20 protein-coding genes and 1 pseudogene are annotated in these 17,341 nt (G+C 60.4%); 14 read left to right on the top strand and 7 right to left on the bottom strand.

All coding sequences use genetic code 11. The features are described from left to right. Positions 1–27 precede the first annotated feature (27 nt). Positions 28–1,077 (bottom strand): phosphoribosylformylglycinamidine cyclo-ligase, encoded by a 1,050-nt coding sequence (gene purM, locus AC0969_RS00665; protein ID WP_479622198.1) that lies wholly within the window; start codon positions 1,075–1,077, stop codon positions 28–30. 220 nt (positions 1,078–1,297) lie between these two features. Here purM and AC0969_RS00660 point away from each other — a divergent pair, with 220 nt between their 5' ends. The 5 genes from AC0969_RS00660 to folK are packed head-to-tail and all read left to right on the top strand — an operon-like array spanning position 1,298 to position 5,720. Then, positions 1,298–2,368, top strand: coding sequence for an AI-2E family transporter (locus AC0969_RS00660; RefSeq protein ID WP_479622197.1), 1,071 nt, complete (start codon positions 1,298–1,300; stop codon positions 2,366–2,368). A 2-nt stretch (positions 2,369–2,370) separates the two neighbouring features. Beyond that, complete coding sequence (hda, locus tag AC0969_RS00655) at positions 2,371–3,042, top strand: DnaA regulatory inactivator Hda (protein ID WP_479622196.1); 672 nt, start codon at positions 2,371–2,373, stop codon at positions 3,040–3,042. A gap of 11 nt (positions 3,043–3,053) precedes the next feature. After that, a complete protein-coding gene (locus tag AC0969_RS00650; RefSeq protein ID WP_479622195.1) occupies positions 3,054–3,728 on the top strand; it encodes a histidinol-phosphatase in 675 nt (224 codons plus the stop codon). Further along, a complete protein-coding gene (pcnB, locus tag AC0969_RS00645; protein ID WP_479622194.1) occupies positions 3,725–5,260 on the top strand; it encodes a polynucleotide adenylyltransferase PcnB in 1,536 nt (511 codons plus the stop codon). Before AC0969_RS00650 ends, pcnB begins: the two co-directional genes overlap by 4 nt. Further along, positions 5,253–5,720, top strand: coding sequence for a 2-amino-4-hydroxy-6-hydroxymethyldihydropteridine diphosphokinase (folK, locus tag AC0969_RS00640; protein ID WP_479622193.1), 468 nt, complete (start codon positions 5,253–5,255; stop codon positions 5,718–5,720). Before pcnB ends, folK begins: the two co-directional genes overlap by 8 nt. Before the next feature lie 64 nt (positions 5,721–5,784). Here the strand turns inward: folK and AC0969_RS00635 are convergent, their stop codons facing one another. Then, positions 5,785–7,065: an undecaprenyl-phosphate glucose phosphotransferase gene (locus AC0969_RS00635; protein WP_479622192.1), complete on the bottom strand. Its 1,281-nt coding sequence runs from the start codon at positions 7,063–7,065 to the stop codon at positions 5,785–5,787. Positions 7,066–7,449: 384 nt separating this feature from the next. Here AC0969_RS00635 and AC0969_RS00630 point away from each other — a divergent pair, with 384 nt between their 5' ends. Together AC0969_RS00630 and AC0969_RS00625 are read left to right on the top strand one after the other, a co-directional pair. Further along, positions 7,450–7,812: a hypothetical protein gene (locus AC0969_RS00630; protein ID WP_479622191.1), complete on the top strand. Its 363-nt coding sequence runs from the start codon at positions 7,450–7,452 to the stop codon at positions 7,810–7,812. A gap of 282 nt (positions 7,813–8,094) precedes the next feature. Next, positions 8,095–8,432, top strand: a pseudogene (locus tag AC0969_RS00625) (inorganic phosphate transporter); the annotation flags it as partial. 31 nt (positions 8,433–8,463) lie between these two features. On the opposite strand, the gene AC0969_RS00620 reads toward AC0969_RS00625, so the two are convergent. Continuing rightward, entirely contained in the window at positions 8,464–8,910 is a 447-nt protein-coding gene (locus AC0969_RS00620) for a TM2 domain-containing protein (protein ID WP_479622190.1), read from the bottom strand. Between the two features lie 9 nt (positions 8,911–8,919). Beyond that, entirely contained in the window at positions 8,920–9,441 is a 522-nt protein-coding gene (locus AC0969_RS00615; RefSeq protein WP_479622189.1) for an N-acetyltransferase family protein, read from the bottom strand. A 229-nt stretch (positions 9,442–9,670) separates the two neighbouring features. Here AC0969_RS00615 and rpsP point away from each other — a divergent pair, with 229 nt between their 5' ends. The 7 genes from rpsP to hisC all read left to right on the top strand — a co-directional run bounded on the left by rpsP (position 9,671) and on the right by hisC (position 14,769). Then, positions 9,671–9,931 carry a 30S ribosomal protein S16 gene (rpsP, locus tag AC0969_RS00610; protein WP_479622188.1) on the top strand — a complete coding sequence of 87 codons (261 nt, stop codon included), beginning with the start codon at positions 9,671–9,673 and terminating at the stop codon, positions 9,929–9,931. 40 nt (positions 9,932–9,971) lie between these two features. Next, positions 9,972–10,550 (top strand): ribosome maturation factor RimM, encoded by a 579-nt coding sequence (gene rimM, locus AC0969_RS00605; RefSeq protein ID WP_479622187.1) that lies wholly within the window; start codon positions 9,972–9,974, stop codon positions 10,548–10,550. A gap of 17 nt (positions 10,551–10,567) precedes the next feature. After that, entirely contained in the window at positions 10,568–11,320 is a 753-nt protein-coding gene (gene trmD, locus AC0969_RS00600) for a tRNA (guanosine(37)-N1)-methyltransferase TrmD (RefSeq protein ID WP_479622186.1), read from the top strand. Between the two features lie 119 nt (positions 11,321–11,439). Further along, positions 11,440–11,841, top strand: a complete 402-nt coding sequence (gene rplS, locus AC0969_RS00595) for a 50S ribosomal protein L19 (RefSeq protein WP_479622185.1) — start codon at positions 11,440–11,442, stop codon at positions 11,839–11,841. Positions 11,842–11,918: 77 nt separating this feature from the next. Continuing rightward, on the top strand, positions 11,919–12,617 hold the full coding sequence (locus tag AC0969_RS00590; protein ID WP_479622184.1) for a CoA pyrophosphatase: 699 nt from the start codon (positions 11,919–11,921) through the stop codon (positions 12,615–12,617). A gap of 33 nt (positions 12,618–12,650) precedes the next feature. Then, complete coding sequence (locus AC0969_RS00585) at positions 12,651–13,634, top strand: CobD/CbiB family protein (protein ID WP_479622183.1); 984 nt, start codon at positions 12,651–12,653, stop codon at positions 13,632–13,634. Positions 13,635–13,698: 64 nt separating this feature from the next. Next, a complete protein-coding gene (hisC, locus tag AC0969_RS00580) occupies positions 13,699–14,769 on the top strand; it encodes a histidinol-phosphate transaminase (protein ID WP_479622814.1) in 1,071 nt (356 codons plus the stop codon). Here hisC and rsgA read toward each other — a convergent pair. From rsgA to AC0969_RS00565, 3 genes are read right to left on the bottom strand one after another with little or no spacing between them, the layout of a single operon-like run. Beyond that, positions 14,766–15,752, bottom strand: a complete 987-nt coding sequence (gene rsgA / locus AC0969_RS00575) for a ribosome small subunit-dependent GTPase A (protein ID WP_479622813.1) — start codon at positions 15,750–15,752, stop codon at positions 14,766–14,768. The two genes, hisC and rsgA, sit on opposite strands and share 4 nt — an antisense overlap. After that, positions 15,704–16,054: a 4a-hydroxytetrahydrobiopterin dehydratase gene (locus tag AC0969_RS00570; protein WP_479622182.1), complete on the bottom strand. Its 351-nt coding sequence runs from the start codon at positions 16,052–16,054 to the stop codon at positions 15,704–15,706. Before AC0969_RS00570 ends, rsgA begins: the two co-directional genes overlap by 49 nt. Then, positions 16,051–17,340 (bottom strand): M48 family metallopeptidase, encoded by a 1,290-nt coding sequence (locus tag AC0969_RS00565; RefSeq protein ID WP_479622181.1) that lies wholly within the window; start codon positions 17,338–17,340, stop codon positions 16,051–16,053. Before AC0969_RS00565 ends, AC0969_RS00570 begins: the two co-directional genes overlap by 4 nt. Position 17,341 lies beyond the last annotated feature (1 nt).

Here is a 17,341-nt window from a genome sequence, read left to right as displayed (position 1 = left end):
TGCGCTAGAGGCCTATTTCTTATAAATTCAGGCGACGACGACGGCGGCGCCTTCACCGCGTGCGCCGATCATGCCAATCTCGAACACCGTCTCGCCCAGGCCGCGCAGGGTGGCTGCGGCGGCGGCGGCGTTGGCCGCGTCCACCACCACCACCATGCCGATGCCGTTGTTGAAAGTGCGGTTCATCTCAAAGTCGTCGATACCGGCCGTCTTTTGCAGCCAGGCGAACAGCTCGGTTTGGGGCCAGCTGCCCTTGACCAGGTGCGCCGCCGTGCCTTCGGGCAGCACGCGGGGAATGTTCTCCAGCAAGCCGCCGCCGGTGATGTGCGCCAGCGCCTTGATTGGGTGCTCGGCCAGCGCGGCCAGCACGTTCTTCACGTACAGGCGGGTGGGCTCCATCAGGGCTTGCTTGAAGGGCTGGCCGTCCAGCGTGGCCGGGGCCGCGTCACCGGCGCGCTCGATGCACTTGCGCACCAGGCTGAAGCCGTTGGAATGCACGCCGCTGCTGGCCAGGCCCAGCACTACGTCGCCGGGCTGGATGTCGCGGCCCGTCAAAATTTTGGATTTTTCGACCGCACCCACGGCAAAACCGGCCAGGTCGTATTCGCCTGCCGGGTACATGCCGGGCATTTCTGCGGTTTCGCCGCCAATCAGCGCGCAGCCAGACAATTCGCAGCCCTTGGCAATGCCGCCCACCACCGCCGCTGCGGTGTCCACGTCCAGCTTGCCGCAGGCAAAGTAGTCTAGAAAGAACAGCGGCTCCGCGCCTTGCACCAGCACGTCGTTGACGCTCATGGCCACCAGGTCGATGCCCACGGTGTCGTGCATATTCCACTCAAACGCCAGGCGCAGCTTGGTGCCCACGCCGTCGGTGCCGCTGACCAGCACCGGCTCCTTGTAGCGCTTGGGCACTTCAAACAGCGCGCCAAAGCCGCCAATACCGGCCAGCACGCCTTCGCGCATGGTCTTTTTTGCCAGGGGTTTGATGCGCTCGACCAGCGCGTCGCCAGCGTCGATATCGACCCCTGCATCTTTGTAGGAGAGGGGGGCGGTGTGGTCGGCTTGGAAAGTGGTCATGGTCAGTGCGTTCACACGGGGTGAATCAAGAGGTGAAGGGCTTTAAGAATGCCCAGATATCGGGGCCGACGGGATTTGCCCGCATAGCCCTCTACAATTTGCACGGATTTTAAGGGCAGGCGCAGGTCCGCCCTGTATGCTGGTTTCACGCGGGAACCCACACTGGTATCCCGTCCGCATCCTGCCACCCATTCGATTTCGACACCACATCCTCCACCTGATGCAATTCACCTCTACCCAACGGCGCGCTCTGGCCTGGTTCTCGATTGCTGCCGTGGCCGTGCTGGCTCTGTGGCTGCTCGGGCCGGTGCTGACACCGTTTGCCGTGGCGGCCGTGCTGGCCTATGTGCTCACCCCGTTGGTAGACCGGCTGGACAACCTGTGCCGGGGCCGCGTGCCGCGCGTGCTGGCGGTGGTGGTGGTGGAGCTGCTGTTCATCGTGGTGGTGTTGGCCATCGCCTTGTTGATCGTGCCCATTCTGGTCAAAGAAGCGCCCTTGATGCGCGAGCAGTTGCCCTTGCTGCTCGACGGCCTGGCGACTTGGCTCAAGCCCTTGCTGTCCCAGCTGGGGGTCAAGGTGGCCCTCGATCCGGTCAGCATCAAAGCCTTCGTGTTCAAGTACCTCAACGCCAATGTGGAAGACGCGCTGGGTTCGCTGGTGTCGTCCGTGCGGCTGGGCGGCAGCGTGGCCATGGCGGTGCTGGGCAACCTGGTGCTGATTCCGGTGGCATTGTTTTACCTGCTGATGGACTGGGATCGTTTCATTGCCCAATTGGTGTTCCTGGTGCCCACCCGTGCGCGCCCCGGTTTCGATAGCTTTGTGGACGAGGCCGACGACGTGCTGGGCCAGTACCTGCGCGGCCAGTTGCTGGTGATGCTGATCATGGCGGCGTTCTACGCTATCGGCCTGTCGCTGTTTGGGCTGGACCTCGGGCTCCCCATCGGCCTGTTCACCGGTTTAGCCATGTTTGTGCCGTACCTGGGCTTTGGCGTGGGCCTGGTGCTGGCGGCCCTGGCAGGGCTGCTGCAATTTGCCTCCATCAAGGCGGTGGTGATGGTGGCCGTGGTGTATGGCGTGGGGCAGTTTGTGGAAAGCCTGTTTCTGACACCTCGGCTGGTGGGCGAGCGCATTGGTCTGCACCCGCTGGCGGTGATTTTTGCCCTGCTGGCGTTTGGCCAGGTGTTTGGTTTTGTGGGCGTTTTGGTGGCTCTGCCCGCCAGTGCGGTGCTGCTGGTGGCGATGCGCCGCATCCGCGACAGCTACCTGGCCAGCCGGCTCTACCAAGGCTAAGCATGCAGCAACTGGTATTGGACATCGGCCTGGGCACCAGCCCCTCGCTTGCCAACTTTTTTGGCGGCCCCAACGCCGCCGCTTTGCAGCACGTGCAGCAGGCCGTGGTGCATAACGGCCGGCCACTGCAAACCTATTTGTGGGGCGGCCCCGCCACCGGAAAAACCCATATGCTGCGCGCCGTGCGCGAGGCCTACCGGGTGCAGGCCGCCCGCGTGGGCTGGATGGACCCCAGCGTTTACGAGCCGCCCGAATTCGACGACACCTGGGCGGCGGTGCTGCTGGACGATGTGCATTTGTACAACCCGGCGCAGCAACACATGGCCTTCAAATGGTTTGTCAATGCACAAACCTGTAGCTGCTGGGTGCTGGGCGCGGGTGATGTGCCCCCGGCTGATTTGCAGCTGCGTGAAGACCTGCGCACCCGCCTGGGCGGCGGCAACGTATTTGCCTTGCAACTGCTCAGCGAGGCCGAGCTGCGCACCGTGCTGGGCCAGGAGGCCCTGGCCCGTGGCGTGACCCTGAGCGCCGAGGTGGTGGACTACCTGCTGCGCCGCTTCAGCCGCGACCTGGGTAGCCTGATGCAACTGCTAGAGCACCTTGACCGCTACGCCCTGCAAACCCAGCGCGCCATCACCATCCCGTTGGTTAAATCCATGTTGGAGACCATTTGAAAGTGACACCTTTGAAGCTCGCCCTGTTTGACCTGGACCACACTCTGCTGCCCCTGGATTCCGACTACGCCTGGGGCGATTTCACCGCCACCATCGGCTGGACCGACCCGGAGGTCTTCAAGCAACGCAACGACTATTTCTACGCCCACTACAAGGCCGGTACGCTCGATATTGTGGAATACGTGTTGTTTGCCACCGAGGCCGCGCGCAAGCAGGGTGCTGCAAAATCCATAGCTGCTCACGTAGACTTCATGCGCACGGTGATCCTCCCGGCCATACAGCCCGTGGCCCGCGATTTGCTCAAACAGCACCAGGATGCGGGCGACCAGGTGGTCATCGTCACCGCCACCAACGCCTTCGTCACCCGCCCCATCGCCGATGCCCTGGGCGTTGCCGAGCTGATAGCGGTGGACCTGGAACACGGTGCCGACGGCTGGATGACGGGCCGTATCCAAGGTGTGCCGTCTTTTCGTGAAGGCAAGATCACCCGCGTCGAAGCCTGGCTGGCCCACCGCGGCCTGGCCTGGCAAGACGTAGACGCCACCTTCTACTCCGACTCCATCAACGACCTGGCCCTGCTGGAAAAAGTGCAGCACCCGGTTGCCACCAACCCCGATGCGCCTCTGCGCGCCATCGCCACCCAGCGCGGCTGGCGCATACTGGACCTGTTTACAAAGCACCCATGATCAAGACATTCATCGACAAAATACTCGGCAAAAAGCCAGCCGCCGCCAAAAAGCCTAAGTTTGGCAAACGCGTCGAAATCCCCGTATCCGAGCACGGCATCAACCCCAATTTAGTGGACGAGCGCGCCCTCAATGTGGTCAGCACCCTGCAACAGGCCGGGTTTGAGGCCTACATCGTCGGCGGTGCGGTGCGCGACCTGCTGGTCGGCCTGCGCCCCAAAGACTTCGACGTGGCCACCAACGCCACCCCCGAGCAGGTCAAGGGTTTGTTCCGCCGCGCCTTCATCATCGGGCGGCGCTTTCGCATCGTCCACGTGGTCTATGGCCGGGGCCGCGAGAACGAGGTCATTGAAGTCTCTACATTCCGCGCCTACATGGACAACACCGCCGCCGAGCAGGTCGCGGGCAACGAGCGCACCAGCAAAAGCGAGCTGGCCAACATGAAGCACGCGGTCGATGCCAGTGGCCGCGTCCTGCGCGACAACGTCTGGGGCCCGCAAGAGGAAGACGCGGTCCGCCGCGACTTCACCATCAACGCCATGTACTACGACCCCAAGAGCCAAGTCGTGGTTGATTACCACGGCGGCCTGAAAGACAGCAAAAACCACGTCATCCGCATGATTGGCGACCCTGCCACGCGCTACCGTGAAGACCCGGTGCGCATCATTCGCGCCGTGCGTTTTTCCGCCAAGCTGGGCCCGCTGGGCTTTGCGCTAGAGCCCAAAACTGCCGCCCCGCTGGTGCATTCGCAAAAGCTGCTGGCCGACGTGCCGCAAAGCCGCCTGTTCGACGAAATGCTCAAGCTGCTGCAAACTGGCCACGCTGTCGCCACCATCGCCCAGCTGCGCAAGCTCGGCATGGCCACCGGCATCTACCCGCTGCTGGACGTGGTGGTGGAGCGTGCCGATCAGCCTTTTGTGCTGGCCGCCCTGCAAGACACTGACCGCCGTGTCGGTGAGGGCAAACCCGTGGCGCCCAGCTTTTTGCTGGCCTGCGTGCTGTGGGCCGATGTGCGCGAAGGCTGGGCTGCCCGTTCAGGCCACCAGCCCTCGTTTGCCGCGCTGCAAGACGCGGTCGAAGACGTGTTCAACGCCCGCATCGGCGATGTATCGGGCCGGGGCAAGCTGGCCGGGGACATGCGCGAAACCTGGCTCATGCAGCCCCGCTTCGAGAAGCGCGTGGGCAGCGGCCCCTACGGCATGATCGACCAGCCGCGCTTCCGCGCCGCCTTCGACTTCATGCGCCTGCGCGCCGATGTCGGTGAAGTCGAGCAAGCAATAGCCGACTGGTGGCAAGAATTCACCACTGGCAGCGACGACCAGCGCGAAGACCTGCTGGCCCAGGCCCGCGAAGAGCAAAACCGCCGCCAAAAGCCGGTGCGCGTACCCCGTGTGGTGCCCGTTGCAAGCGCCACGAACGCCGCACAGCCCGATGCCGCACCTGAGGTCGATCCCGATGCTGCACCCAAAAAACGCCGCCGTCGCCGCAAGCCCAACGCCGGTGGGGCCGCTACGCCAGGTTCCGATGTCTGAGTTGCAGGTTACCGTCTACATCGCCCTGGGTGCCAATCTGGGTGATGCCGCCAGCACCGTGCGCAAGGCGATGGACAGCATCCACGCCATGCCGCGCACCCAGGTGGTGCAGCGTTCGTCGCTGTACCTCACCACCCCGGTGGATTCGGACGGGCCAGATTATGTGAACGCGGTAGTAGAGGTTTTGACCGGTTTGTGCCCGCCCGATCTGCTGGAGCAGCTACAAAATCTGGAGCAATCCGCTGGCCGTAAGCGCCCCCACCGCAACGCGCCCCGCACGCTGGATTTGGATATTTTGTTATTTGGCAGCGGCCAGATCACCAGCCCGGCGCTAGTGGTGCCGCATCCGCGCATGGGGCAGCGGGCCTTTGTGCTGCGGCCCTTGGCCGAGATCGCACCAGCCTTGGTCAGCCCAAAGCAACTGCGTGCGGTGCGCGACCAGGTGGTCGAAAAGTTATAAGCCAAATGGGCTACCGGCGCATATGTTACCTGCGCTGGTAGCTATATAAATAATAGCGTTTGGTTTAGTACGCTTTTTTGTCGTTCAAAACGACCAACACGGTTTTCACGATGATCCACAGGTCGAACCCCAGCGACCAGTTGCGCAGGTACTCCAGGTCGTACTCGATGCGCTTTTCCATCTTGTCGATGGTTTCCGTTTCTCCCCGGTAGCCACTCACCTGTGCCCAGCCGGTAATGCCCGGCTTTACCTTGTGCCGCACCATGTAGCCCTTAACCAGCTTGCGGTAGGTTTCGTTGTGCGCCACAGCGTGTGGGCGCGGTCCCACAATGCTCATGCGGCCTTGCAATACGTTGACGAATTGGGGGAGCTCGTCGAGCGACGTTTTGCGCAAAATATTTCCCAACGGGGTGATGCGCGTGTCGTTCTTGGTGGCTTGTTTGACCACGGCACCATTGTCTTCGGTGGTCATGGAGCGAAATTTGTAGACCAAAATTTCCTTGCCATCGAGTCCGTAGCGGCGCTGTTTAAAGATGATGGGCCCGGGGGAGGTGAGTTTGACCGCCACCGCCAACACCAGAAAAACCGGGGAACCCAGCAGCAGTATCAACAGCGAAATGCATATATCCGAGATGCGCTTGATGATGCCGCTGATGCCGTTAAAAGGTGTTTCGCACACGGCCATCACGGGCATCGGACCCACATTTGTCAGGCGCCCCTGGATCAGGTCGGTCATGAAGATGTCGGGTACAAAGTAGATCGATGCGGTGGTGTCTTTCAGGTCGTCCAGCACACTCAAGATGCGTGGCTGCGAAGCCATCGGTAGCGCCAGGTAAATGGCCTCTACATCGTGGTCCTTCATATAGCCGGCCAAATCCGCCATTCGTCCCAGGAGGGGGACTTTGCCGAGTTCTCCCAATCGCTCGGAATTGCGGTCATCAAAGAAACCGAGTACGTGGGTATTGAGGTACGGGTTCGATTCAAATTCGCGCAGCAAGCGCAAGCCCACTTCATTCACACCTGTAATCACCACACGCCGCTGTTGCCCGCTCTTGGCAATCGCTTTGGGCATGGCCCAGCGGAGAAAGAAGTGGCAAGTAATTTGGATAAAAGGTGTGCCGATCGCCCAGGCAATCAGTACCGGACGGGTGAAGGCCCGCATGTAGCCTGTAGCCACCCCAAAACTTCCCAGAATCACCAGAAAAACCAGCCAGTTGGTCAGCAACTTGCGCACCATGCGGCGCGGTACTTCGTGGAAACCCACGTTGCCAGGGAAGGATAGTGAAAACGCAATCACTCCCAGGATGATGTACCGGGCCGAAAGAGGGTGCGCAAACCATGCCAAGCAGCCTACCAATGTAACTATCGTTACGGCCGGATCTAAAAAGGCCTCGATGGCGCTAATGAGCGTGAAGCTGGGGCGAAGAAAGTTTTTTTGTTTGTCAATAGCATTAATCATGAGCGAATGGAAAAACAGAAGCCGCATTGTTGACTAAGTGCACAAATGTAGCCTTATCGAAGCACCTGTGGATGCTCAAAAATGCATTTGATGTGTCGATATTTTTTACACTGTAATTTTGTTACATATTTTGTTGCTAGGCTGGAAAAAATATGTTGCGATGCAACATATTGTTTTCAATGGATGTTTATATTGGTATTAAGGGTTTACCATGTATTCGGCATGAATGTTGCTCGCAGCTAGATGTGTCGTTTTATGGTGGGAGTTTTTATGAACCAATTGATCAATATCCTGGCGACTCTGGCGATATCCTTAGCTTTGGCTACAGGAGCGCACGCCGTAGAAGTCAAATCGGGTGCGCCTTCGGAGTCGAGTGCTCAGGCAGTTATGGTGGGTGCCAAAGACTTGGCGGGTATGGATGCCTTGATCCAGTCATTGCAGAACGGAGCGCGGGTAAAACTTGGTTTGTCCACACAAGCCCGTAGCCGGAGCGATGATTTTTCGTTTAATTCGCCAGCGTCTTCCGATGGCGGTGCCGAGATATTTGATGAGGCCACCGGGGTGGACGGGCGCATGTTGGTTGCCGGGTTCATCTTGATGATGGTGATTGCTTTGCGTCGCATTCGCCGGTAAATCATTCTGTGGGGTCGCCCTGGCGGGTGCCGGGGTTTTTTTCATATTTGACCCGTTACGCTCCCCTTGCTTCTGCCCCCGGGCAGGTAAGGCGACCCGCGTAAATTCGGTCAGCACCATTGCCTGCTCTGTTACGGGATACCTCGCGCTATTGGCAATCTAACCGTGGGGCCATCTCTACATACAAAGTCAGTTTGCGTGGTGTGCAATCAAAGATAAGCGCAATCGCTTGGCTCCGTAAATTGTTGATTCATATGAAGTTTCAGACTTATGTACAGCGAGATGGGCTTTACGTTGGGTTCGTTTATGACGGTGGCTTGGGTATGCCGCCGTGCAAACCTTCGCGGGTGGATGGTTGGTTTCGGCGCTTGCAGTTGGTGTCTGTCGGGGCCTATAGCCTAGGCCACGGCGGCAATGATGCGCAGAAAAACATCGGCATCCTCTGGATGCTCCTGATCGCGACCGGTTATGCGTGGTCTGCCGATGCCGCGCCACCCAACTGGATCATCGTGTGTCGCTATGCCGCGATTGCGGTGGATGCCATTGTGTGGGCCTGGATTTTCACTATTCCCGCCAGCGCGTTTGTGGCAGCAGTTGCTTACTGGGTCAGTCTGCAAATTTCTGAAGCGGGCGCTACGTTAGCTCTGGTCGTTACTGGCTTATTTCCTGCGCTGCTTCGATTTGGTATTCAAAGTAGCGCTGAAAGCTGAAGGCCAGGCTGGCAATCAGCGTGCCAGAACCTAGCAACAGCGCGCAGACCAATGCGCCCACTGTGAGCCAGTTGGTTTGGCCGGGTAGGGCATCTGCGGCTGTGCCGGGGTTAAATTGTGCGTTCCATTTTTCCGGGGCCATCAGGCCGTAGACGATGGCCGTCAGCGCGCTGGCGGCCAAACTGAAGCCCAGCAGCGGAATCAGCACCCAGCTCCAGTGGTCGTCTACCCCGGCCACTTGCACCCGCTGTATGCCATACAGCCCCAGTGCTGTAGGAATCCAATACAGCCAGCCCCACAGGTCGCCCAGGCTGTGCAGGTAAAACCGGTGTAGCCCGATGGGGCCCCCTAAAAATGCCAACCAGGCGGCCAAAGTTTTATTTTTCATAGGTCCCGATTATTCAGGCGAATGGCTGTCTGCCGCGCCCAGGGCCTTTTCCATCATCACCACGTCTAGCCAGCGGCCAAATTTCCAGCCGCAGGCGCGCAACACACCGACGTGGGTAAAACCGAGCGATTGGTGTACGCCGATCGAGCCCGCATTGGCCGAATCACCAATCACGGCGATCAATTTGCGAATGCCTGCCCGTTCGGCCTGTGCTGCCAACTCGGCCAACAAAACCCGTCCCCAGCCTTTGCCGTTGCTGTCGGGGGCCAGATACACCGAGTCTTCGGCAGAAAAGCGGTAGGCCGGGCGTGGTTTGAACCAGTTGCAGTAGGCAAAGCCCAGCAACTGTCCTGCGTCTACCAGCACTAAATAAGGCAAGCCTTTGGCTAATACGTCGGCGCGGCGAGCGGCCATGTCCTCTGCGCTGGGTGGTGTGGTCTCAAACGTACCAGTACCCCACAGAACGTGGTGGCTGTAAATGGCGGTGATGGCTGCGATATCTTCGTCTTGCGCTGGGCGGATGGTCGGCATGGGTAGAGTGGTTAGGACTTACGCTGCGCCCTCTGTGTCGCCTTTTGGGCGCACGGGGGGACTTGCGTAAGTCCAGGTGGTAATTGATCGCGGTATAATGGAAGGCTTTTCAGCGTGTCACTGGCTAGGTGGTCAGTTGCGTGTCTCAACGCTGAAATAAAACGCCAGGTGCTTACTTGGCACTTATGGCAATAGGTTGAATTATTTCAGCCACCCCGAAGGATAAATCATGGTCGTCATTCGACTCGCCCGTGGCGGTGCAAAAGCACGCCCGTTTTTCAATATCGTTGTGGCCGATAAGCGTAACCGCCGTGACGGTCGTTTCATTGAGCGCGTCGGTTTTTACAACCCCAGCGCTACGGTGAATGAAGAAAGCATCCGTATTGTCCAAGACCGCCTGACTTACTGGCGCAGCGTTGGTGCCCAGGCTTCCCCCACAGTGGAACGTCTGATTGCACAAGCCGCCAAAGCAGCCGCTCCTACTGCCTAAATGAAAATGGCAGGCAAGTTTTTGCCTGCTCTGCACCACCATGATGCCCTCTCTAAAATCCGCAGATTTACCGGCGGATGCCATTGAAGTAGGGCGCATTGGTGATGCCTGGGGAGTCAAAGGCTGGTTCAAGGTCGTCTCCCACAGCGCCGCACCCGAGGCGCTTTTTTCTTCCAAACGTTGGTATTTGCAGCCCACCGAGCGGGGTGCCAAGCCCTTCGACGGCACCCGGCTGTTGCACGTGCTGGAAGCAAAAGAACATTCAGGTGGTGTCGTAGCCCAATCCCAAGAGGTTGTAGGGCGCGACGCTGCCGAAGCATTGCGCGGCTCACGCATTTTCGTGGCCCGCACCAGTTTCCCCACTGTTTCCACTGATGAGTACTACTGGGTTGATTTGATTGGTCTGGACGTAGTCAACCGCGAAGGCGTTGCGCTGGGGCAGGTGAAAGAGCTGCTGTCTACCGGCGCACAAACCGTGCTCGTGATCGCCTACCAAGAAGCGGACGAAGCCGGTGTTATCCAAGCCTTGGAGCGCATGGTGCCGTTTGTTGCTGTGTATGTGGACAAAGTTGATTTGCCTACGCGCTTAATCACCGTGGACTGGCAGCCCGACTACTAAGTCGGTAGGCACTGCGCATGCGGTTCGATGTCATTAGTCTTTTCCCAGAGTTGTTTGCCCCGTTTTTGACCAGCGGCGTGACGCGCCGTGCGTTTGAATCTGGCTTGGTCGAGTTGCACCTCTGGAACCCCCGTGATTTTGCCGATGGCAATTACCGCCGCGTGGACGACCGGCCTTTTGGCGGCGGCCCGGGCATGGTGATGCTGGCTGAGCCCCTGGCGCGCTGCCTGGCTGCCATCCAGGCAGCCCGTGCCGATGTGGCTCCCGTCATTTTGTTTTCTCCGCTAGGTACGGCACTCACGCATGCCACGGTGGAAGCTTGGTCGGCCAGTGCCGGTGCGGTGCTGGTGTGTGGCCGCTACGAAGGCCTCGACCAGCGTTTCATTGACCGTTTTGTGACCCACCAGATCAGCTTGGGGGACTTTGTGCTGTCGGGCGGCGAAATTGCCGCGCTGGCATTGCTGGATGCTGTGGCGCGTTTGCAGCCCGGTGTGTTGAATGACGCGGGTAGCCACCAGTTTGATAGTTTCAACCCTGCACTCGACGGCTTGCTGGACTGCCCGCACTACACCCGTCCCGAAGTCTGGGATGGCCACACCGTTCCAGCAGCCTTGTTGTCGGGCCACCATGTGCAGATTGAACGCTGGCGGCGTGACCAGCGCCTGCAACTGACAGCACAGCGCCGCCCCGATCTGCTGCAAGCCGCCCGCGCCGCAGGCCGCCTGGACCGCGTGGATGAGCGCTTCTTAAAGAGCCTGCCCCCCGTCTGAGCAGGCCGTATAGCCCTAAATGCTATACTTGAAGGCTTTTCGATCCTATACCCGGCCGCTTTCCATTCTGGTAAAGCTATTGCTAATTTTGGCGCGGGCATGATCACTAGAGGAAAACCATGAACTTAATCGAAATTCTTGAGCAAGAAGAAATTGCCCGCTTGGCCAAAGTGATCCCTTCGTTCGCCCCTGGCGACACGGTGATCGTCAGTGTCAATGTGGTTGAAGGTGCACGTAAGCGTGTGCAGGCCTATGAAGGTGTCGTGATTGCCAAGCGCAACCGTGGCCTCAACAGCGGCTTTATCGTGCGCAAGATCTCCAGCGGCGAAGGCGTGGAGCGTACGTTCCAAACCTACAGCCCGTTGATCGCTGGCATCGAAGTCAAGCGCCGTGGTGATGTGCGTCGCGCCAAGCTGTACTACCTGCGTGACCGCAGCGGCAAGTCGGCTCGTATCAAGGAAAAGTTGCCTAACCGCGCCAAGGTTGCAGCCGCTAAGGCAGCCGCAGCCGCAGCAGTGTAATCAGCACTGTTCCTTGAAAAAGCCGCCACATGCGTCAAGCTGTGGCGGCTTTTTTCATGCGTCTTTGAAATTCTGCGATGTCCCAACTGCCCGCTATGTCTTTGTCGAAGTTGCCTCATTTCGATCCGCGCAAGATTCCGGTGCTGGGCTCGGATACGCATTTGCCTGCGGTCGATGCGACGCAACTCTCGCCCGGTGCCTTGCGTCAGCGCTTTCAGAACCCGCCAGTGTGGCAACCCGAGGTGCGTGCCGAGCCGCGCTTCACCGACCGCGCGCCCCGCGAGGCCGCCGTGCTGATCGCCATCGTGCTGCATAACCAGCCCACCGTTTTGCTAACCCAACGCACCGCGCACATGTCGTCCCACGCCGGGCAGATCGCCTTTCCCGGCGGCAAAGTGGATGCCAGTGATGCCGATGCCAGCGCCGCCGCCCTGCGCGAAGCCTGGGAGGAGGTGGGTTTGGCACGCGATGACGTGCAGGTCATCGGCCAGCTCCCCGCGTACCTGACCGGCACCGCCTTCATCGTCACGCCCGTGGTGGCCCTGGTGCAGCCCGGTTTTACGCTAGTGCACCAGCCCGAAGAGGTGGCCGATGCGTTCGAGGTACCGCTGGCTTTTTTGATGGATCCGGCGCACCACCGCCGCCACGCGTTCGACTGGGATGGCGTGCAGCGCGAGTGGTTCTCCATGCCCTACACCGACGCGCAGGGCGAGCGCTTTATCTGGGGGGCCACAGCGGGCATGCTGCGCAATTTTTACCGATTCTTGTCGGCCTGAAAACTTGTAACCGCAGGCCGTTATCATCCTGCCATGAGCTTTTTCGCCATCATGTTTGCGCTCTTGCTGGAGCAGGTGCGCCCCGTAGCCCGAGACAACCCCGTCCACGGCCTGTTGCGCGCCTGGGTGCGTGCCTCTAGCCGCAATTTTGATGCAGGCAAACCGCAACACGGCTGGATTGCGTGGGCGCTGGCCGTCGTCTTGCCAAGCTTGGCCGCGCTGGGTTTGCACTGGTTGCTGGTGTGGGCCATTGGCTGGCCGGTGGCGGTGCTGTGGAACGTGGCCGTGCTCTACCTGACGCTGGGTTTTCGCCAGTTCAGCCACCATTTCACCGAAATCCGCGATGCGCTGGAAAGTGGCGACGAGCCGCTGGCGCGTGAGCTGTTGGCGCAGTGGCAGCAAGTGGATGCCAGCGAACTGCCGCGCAGCGAAATCGTTCGCCATGTGATCGAATATTCGGTGCTGGCCGCGCACCGCCATGTGTTCGGCGTGCTGGCCTGGTACTCGGTGCTGGCCGCGCTGGGTTTAGGACCTGCGGGTGCGGTGTTCTACCGGCTCAGCGAATTCGTCTCGCGCTACTGGAAGCACAAAGCCCGCGACCAGCACCAGCCCGCCAGCGCTTCGCTGCAAAAAGCCGCCGCCAACGCCTGGACCGCCATCGACTGGCTGCCCGCCCGGGCTACTGCCCTGGGTTTTGCGGTGGTGGGTAGTTTTGAAGATGCCATCGACAGCTGGCGCAACTATGCCCAGCGCTTTCCCAACGACAACGATGGCGTGGTGCTGGCCGCCACCTCGGGCGCGCTGAACGTGCGCTTGGGTGGCGAGGCCCTGAAGACCACCGAGGCCCAGGCCAGCCAACATGCGGCCCCTCTGGAGCTGGGCATCGACACCGAGTCCACCCCGGGCCGCGACCCCGAGCTAGCCCATTTGCGCAGCGTGGTGGGGCTGGTGTGGCGTGCAGTGGTGCTGTGGATGGGCATGCTGGCCTTGCTAACCCTGGCGAATCTGTTGGGCTAATTTTTAAAGAAAATACGGCTCTAGCGCATATATTATCTGCGCTAGTAGCTATGAAAGTAATAGCATTTTGACTTCTTCCCCTTTTTGGAGTCCGGTGGTCGCCGGGCTGGTGCCGTATGTCCCTGGCGAGCAACCCAAGGTCGCCAACCTGACCAAGCTCAACACCAACGAGAACCCGTACCCGCCATCCCCCAAGGTGGTGGCCGCCATCCAGGCTGTAGCCCAGCAGGGCTTGCAGCTCTACCCCGACCCGGAATCTGTCGCCTTGCGCACCGAGGTCGCCCGGCAGTACGGGCTGCAAATGGACCAGGTGTTCGTCGGCAACAGCTCCGACGAAGTGCTGGCCCACGCCTTCTTCGCCCTATTTCAGCACGCCGCGCCGCTGGTCATGCCGGACGTGACCTATAGCTTCTACCAGGTGTATTGCGGGCTATACGGCATCCCGATGCACGTTGTTCCCTTGGCAGAAGGCTTGCGCGTTGACGTAGATGCGTTGACGGCGCCGGAGCTGGCGGGCGTGGTGATTGCCAACCCGAATGCGCCCACCGGCATCGGCTTGCCGTTGGCGCAGATCGAACGCCTGCTGCAAATGCACCCGCAGCATGCAGTGCTGGTGGACGAGGCCTATGTGGATTTTGGTGGCGCATCCGCCGTCGGCCTGATAGCCCGCTACCCGAATCTGCTGGTCACGCAAACCCTGTCCAAATCGCGCTCGCTGGCCGGTTTGCGGGTGGGTTTGGCCTGTGGTCAACGGCCGTTGATCGAGGCGCTGGAGCGGGTAAAAAACAGCTTCAATTCTTATCCGCTAGGCCGCTTGGCCCAGGCCGGTGCACTGGCCGCGTTGGAAGACCAAGCCTACTTTGCCCAGACCTGCGCGGCCGTGGTGCACAGCCGCGATGGGTTGGCGCTGCAATTGGAAGACATGGGTTTTGAGGTGCTGCCATCGCAGGCCAACTTCGTGTTTGCCCGCCATCCGCAGTTTGATGCGGCAGAGCTGGCGGAGCAATTGCGTGCGCGGGCCGTGCTGGTGCGTCACTTCAAGCAGCCCCGCATCCACCAGTACCTGCGCATCAGCGTGGGCACGCCTGCGCAGTGCGACACGCTGCTGGAGGCCCTAGCCGCGATCCTCGGTTAAAACTTCGGCGCGTCCAGTTCGGCGAACAGGTCTTTATAAATTTTATAGCGCCTGTCGCTGATACTGCCTACGGTGGAGTCACTTTTGACCGCTGCCATCACGCCGCAGCCCGGCTCGTGCAAATGCGTGCAGTTGTAGAACTTGCAGCGTTCCACAAAGGGTTTGATGTCAGGCATCAGGCCCGACAAATGCCGGGCGTCAATGTGGTGCAGGCCAAATTCCTGGAAACCGGGAGAGTCGATCAGCGCCGTTTTGGCCTCTTTGTCCACCCAGTACCAGGTGGTGCTGGTGGTGGTGTGCTTGCCGGTGTTCAGCGCCTGCGAAATCTCGCGCGTGGCGGCCAGCGCGCCGGGCACCAGATGGTTGGTTAGCGTACTTTTGCCCGCGCCCGATGGGCCGAGTACCAGTGTGGTCTTGCCTGCCAACTCAGCCTTCAGTGCATCCAGGCTGTCGCTGGAGCCTTTAAGCGACAGCGGCAGCATGCGGTAGCCCATGTCGCGGTAGGCGGCCAGCCAGCCCCAGGCGCGCTCAAACGGTACGGTTAAATCTTGTTTGTTCAGCACGATCAGCGGCGTGATGCGCTCGGCCTCGGCGGCGATCAAGGCGCGGGACAGCTGGGTTTCCGAGAACTCGGGTTCGGCAGCGATCAGGATCAGCACCTGGTCTAAGTTGGCGGCAAATGATTTGGTGCGGATTTCGTCCTGGCGGTAGAACAGGTTGCGGCGCGGCTGTAGCTTCTCGATCGTGCCGTCTTCACCCTGGCCCTCGGCGGCGGGCAGCCACTGCACGGTATCACCGACTACCGCCGTGCTTTTTTTGCCCCGGGGGTGGCAGATCAGGCGGGTGCCGTCGGGGCGCTCCACCATGCAGTGGCGGCCATAGGTGGCAACCACCAGGCCGGGGAGGAGCTGCACTTGGTGGTGAGGGCGGGTGCTCAAACCGCAACCTTCGCGACCAGCAGGGCGTTGATCTGGGTTGCGCAGTCAAAGTCGGTGACCGACAAACCGCCCACGTCGTGCGTGTTGAAGCGCACCACGCAGCGGTTATAGCTGACCTGCAAATCCGGGTGGTGGTCTTGCGCGTGGGCCACAAATGCGGCGGCGTTGACGAAGGCGATAGTCTCGAAGTAGTTGGCAAAGCGGAAAGTCTTGGTGATGGTCACCGAGGCACCGTCACCGTCCAACTGCCAGCCGTCAACATGGGCTAATTTTGCTACTATTTGTGTAGCTGTTAGCGCACGTCTTGTCTGCGTTGACCAGTTTTTTGGCTTGAAATCTGAGCTCATGCGGCTACTCCTTGTGCCATGCGGGCCAGCCGCTCGGAAGCGGGTGGGTGCGAGTAGTAGAACTTCACGAACACCGGATCGGGCGTGAGGGTGGATGCGTTGTCCTCGTACATCTTCAGCAGGGCGCTTGACAAGTCCTGGCCGCTGGTCTGCTGCACTGCGTAAGCATCGGCCTGGAACTCGTGCTTGCGCGACACCTGGGCCGACAGCGGCGCAATGAAGAAGGTGGCCACCGGCGTCACCAGCATGAACAGCAGCAGCGCCAGCGCGTCGTTGGGTTCGCCCGACATATTGGGGATCACGCTCAGGCCGGTGTAGAACCACACCTGGGTAGACAGCCAGCCCAGCAGTGCAAAGCCCAGCAGGCTGAAGGCAAATAGGGTCACGATACGTTGAATGATGTGCTTGTGCTTGAAGTGGCCGAGTTCGTGGGCCAGCACGGCATCCACCTCGGCGGGGGCCAACTTGCTCAGCAAGGTGTCGTAAAACACCACGCGCTTGGCCGCCCCGAATCCGGTGAAGTAGGCGTTGGCGTGCGCACTGCGCTTACTGCCGTCCATCACAAACAAGCCCTTGGCCGCAAAGCCGCAGCGCTGCATCAGGGCGGTGACGCGGGCCTTCAATGTTTCATCCTCCAGCGGCTGGAACTTGTTGAACAGCGGGGCGATGAAGCTGGGGTAGACCATCAGCAGCAGCAGGTTGATGCCCATCCAGGCACTCCAGGCCCACAGCCACCAGCGCGGCCCGGCCGTGCCCATGAGCCACAAAATCAGTGCCGCGATGGGCAGGCCGATCACGGCACCCACCACGCTGGACTTGAGCATGTCGCCCAGCCAGAGTTTGAACGTGGTTTTATTGAAGCCAAAGCGCTCCTCGATCACAAAGGTCTGGTACAGCGCCACGGGCATGTCGATCAAGCTGCTGACGAGCACAAAACCGACCAGCAGCGCCAGCTGTTGCAGCATGCCGCCGCCCAGCCAGGCCAGCAGGCTTTGGTTCAGCAGATTCAGGCCCCCCAGGAGCGTCCAGCCCATCAGCACCGCCGTGCCCAGCGATAGCTCCAGCAGGCCGAAACGGGCCTTGGTGATGGTGTAGTCGGCGGCCTTTTGGTGGGCTGCCAGGGTGATGTTGCCAGCGAAGGCGGCGGGCACGGCATGGCGGTGCTGGGCCACATGGCGTATCTGGCGCGAGGCCAGCCACATCTTGAGCACGATGCCTATTAATAACAGGGTGGCAAAGCCCAAGCTCAGGGCGATCGAGGGAGAAAAAGGAGCGGAATCTTGCATG

The sequence above is a fragment of the Rhodoferax sp. LB1P47 genome (assembly GCF_056521445.1).
Note: the sequence above shows the minus strand (reverse complement) of the source record. Positions and strands in the feature narration are given on the sequence as shown.

What these genes read in the sequence shown, in the direction of transcription:
- hda (WP_479622196.1), top strand. Translation starts at nt 2,371, where the DNA reads ATGCAGCAACTGGTATTGGACATCGGCCTGGGCACCAGCCCCTCGCTT.
- AC0969_RS00590 (WP_479622184.1), top strand. Translation starts at nt 11,919, where the DNA reads ATGTCCCAACTGCCCGCTATGTCTTTGTCGAAGTTGCCTCATTTCGAT.
- folK (WP_479622193.1), top strand. Translation starts at nt 5,253, where the DNA reads ATGTCTGAGTTGCAGGTTACCGTCTACATCGCCCTGGGTGCCAATCTG.
- rpsP (WP_479622188.1), top strand. Translation starts at nt 9,671, where the DNA reads ATGGTCGTCATTCGACTCGCCCGTGGCGGTGCAAAAGCACGCCCGTTT.
- AC0969_RS00620 (WP_479622190.1), bottom strand. Translation starts at nt 8,910, where the DNA reads ATGAAAAATAAAACTTTGGCCGCCTGGTTGGCATTTTTAGGGGGCCCC.
- pcnB (WP_479622194.1), top strand. Translation starts at nt 3,725, where the DNA reads ATGATCAAGACATTCATCGACAAAATACTCGGCAAAAAGCCAGCCGCC.
- rplS (WP_479622185.1), top strand. Translation starts at nt 11,440, where the DNA reads ATGAACTTAATCGAAATTCTTGAGCAAGAAGAAATTGCCCGCTTGGCC.
- rimM (WP_479622187.1), top strand. Translation starts at nt 9,972, where the DNA reads ATGATGCCCTCTCTAAAATCCGCAGATTTACCGGCGGATGCCATTGAA.
- AC0969_RS00615 (WP_479622189.1), bottom strand. Translation starts at nt 9,441, where the DNA reads ATGCCGACCATCCGCCCAGCGCAAGACGAAGATATCGCAGCCATCACC.
- purM (WP_479622198.1), bottom strand. Translation starts at nt 1,077, where the DNA reads ATGACCACTTTCCAAGCCGACCACACCGCCCCCCTCTCCTACAAAGAT.
- AC0969_RS00565 (WP_479622181.1), bottom strand. Translation starts at nt 17,340, where the DNA reads ATGCAAGATTCCGCTCCTTTTTCTCCCTCGATCGCCCTGAGCTTGGGC.
- AC0969_RS00570 (WP_479622182.1), bottom strand. Translation starts at nt 16,054, where the DNA reads ATGAGCTCAGATTTCAAGCCAAAAAACTGGTCAACGCAGACAAGACGT.
- trmD (WP_479622186.1), top strand. Translation starts at nt 10,568, where the DNA reads ATGCGGTTCGATGTCATTAGTCTTTTCCCAGAGTTGTTTGCCCCGTTT.
- AC0969_RS00630 (WP_479622191.1), top strand. Translation starts at nt 7,450, where the DNA reads ATGAACCAATTGATCAATATCCTGGCGACTCTGGCGATATCCTTAGCT.
- AC0969_RS00660 (WP_479622197.1), top strand. Translation starts at nt 1,298, where the DNA reads ATGCAATTCACCTCTACCCAACGGCGCGCTCTGGCCTGGTTCTCGATT.
- AC0969_RS00585 (WP_479622183.1), top strand. Translation starts at nt 12,651, where the DNA reads ATGAGCTTTTTCGCCATCATGTTTGCGCTCTTGCTGGAGCAGGTGCGC.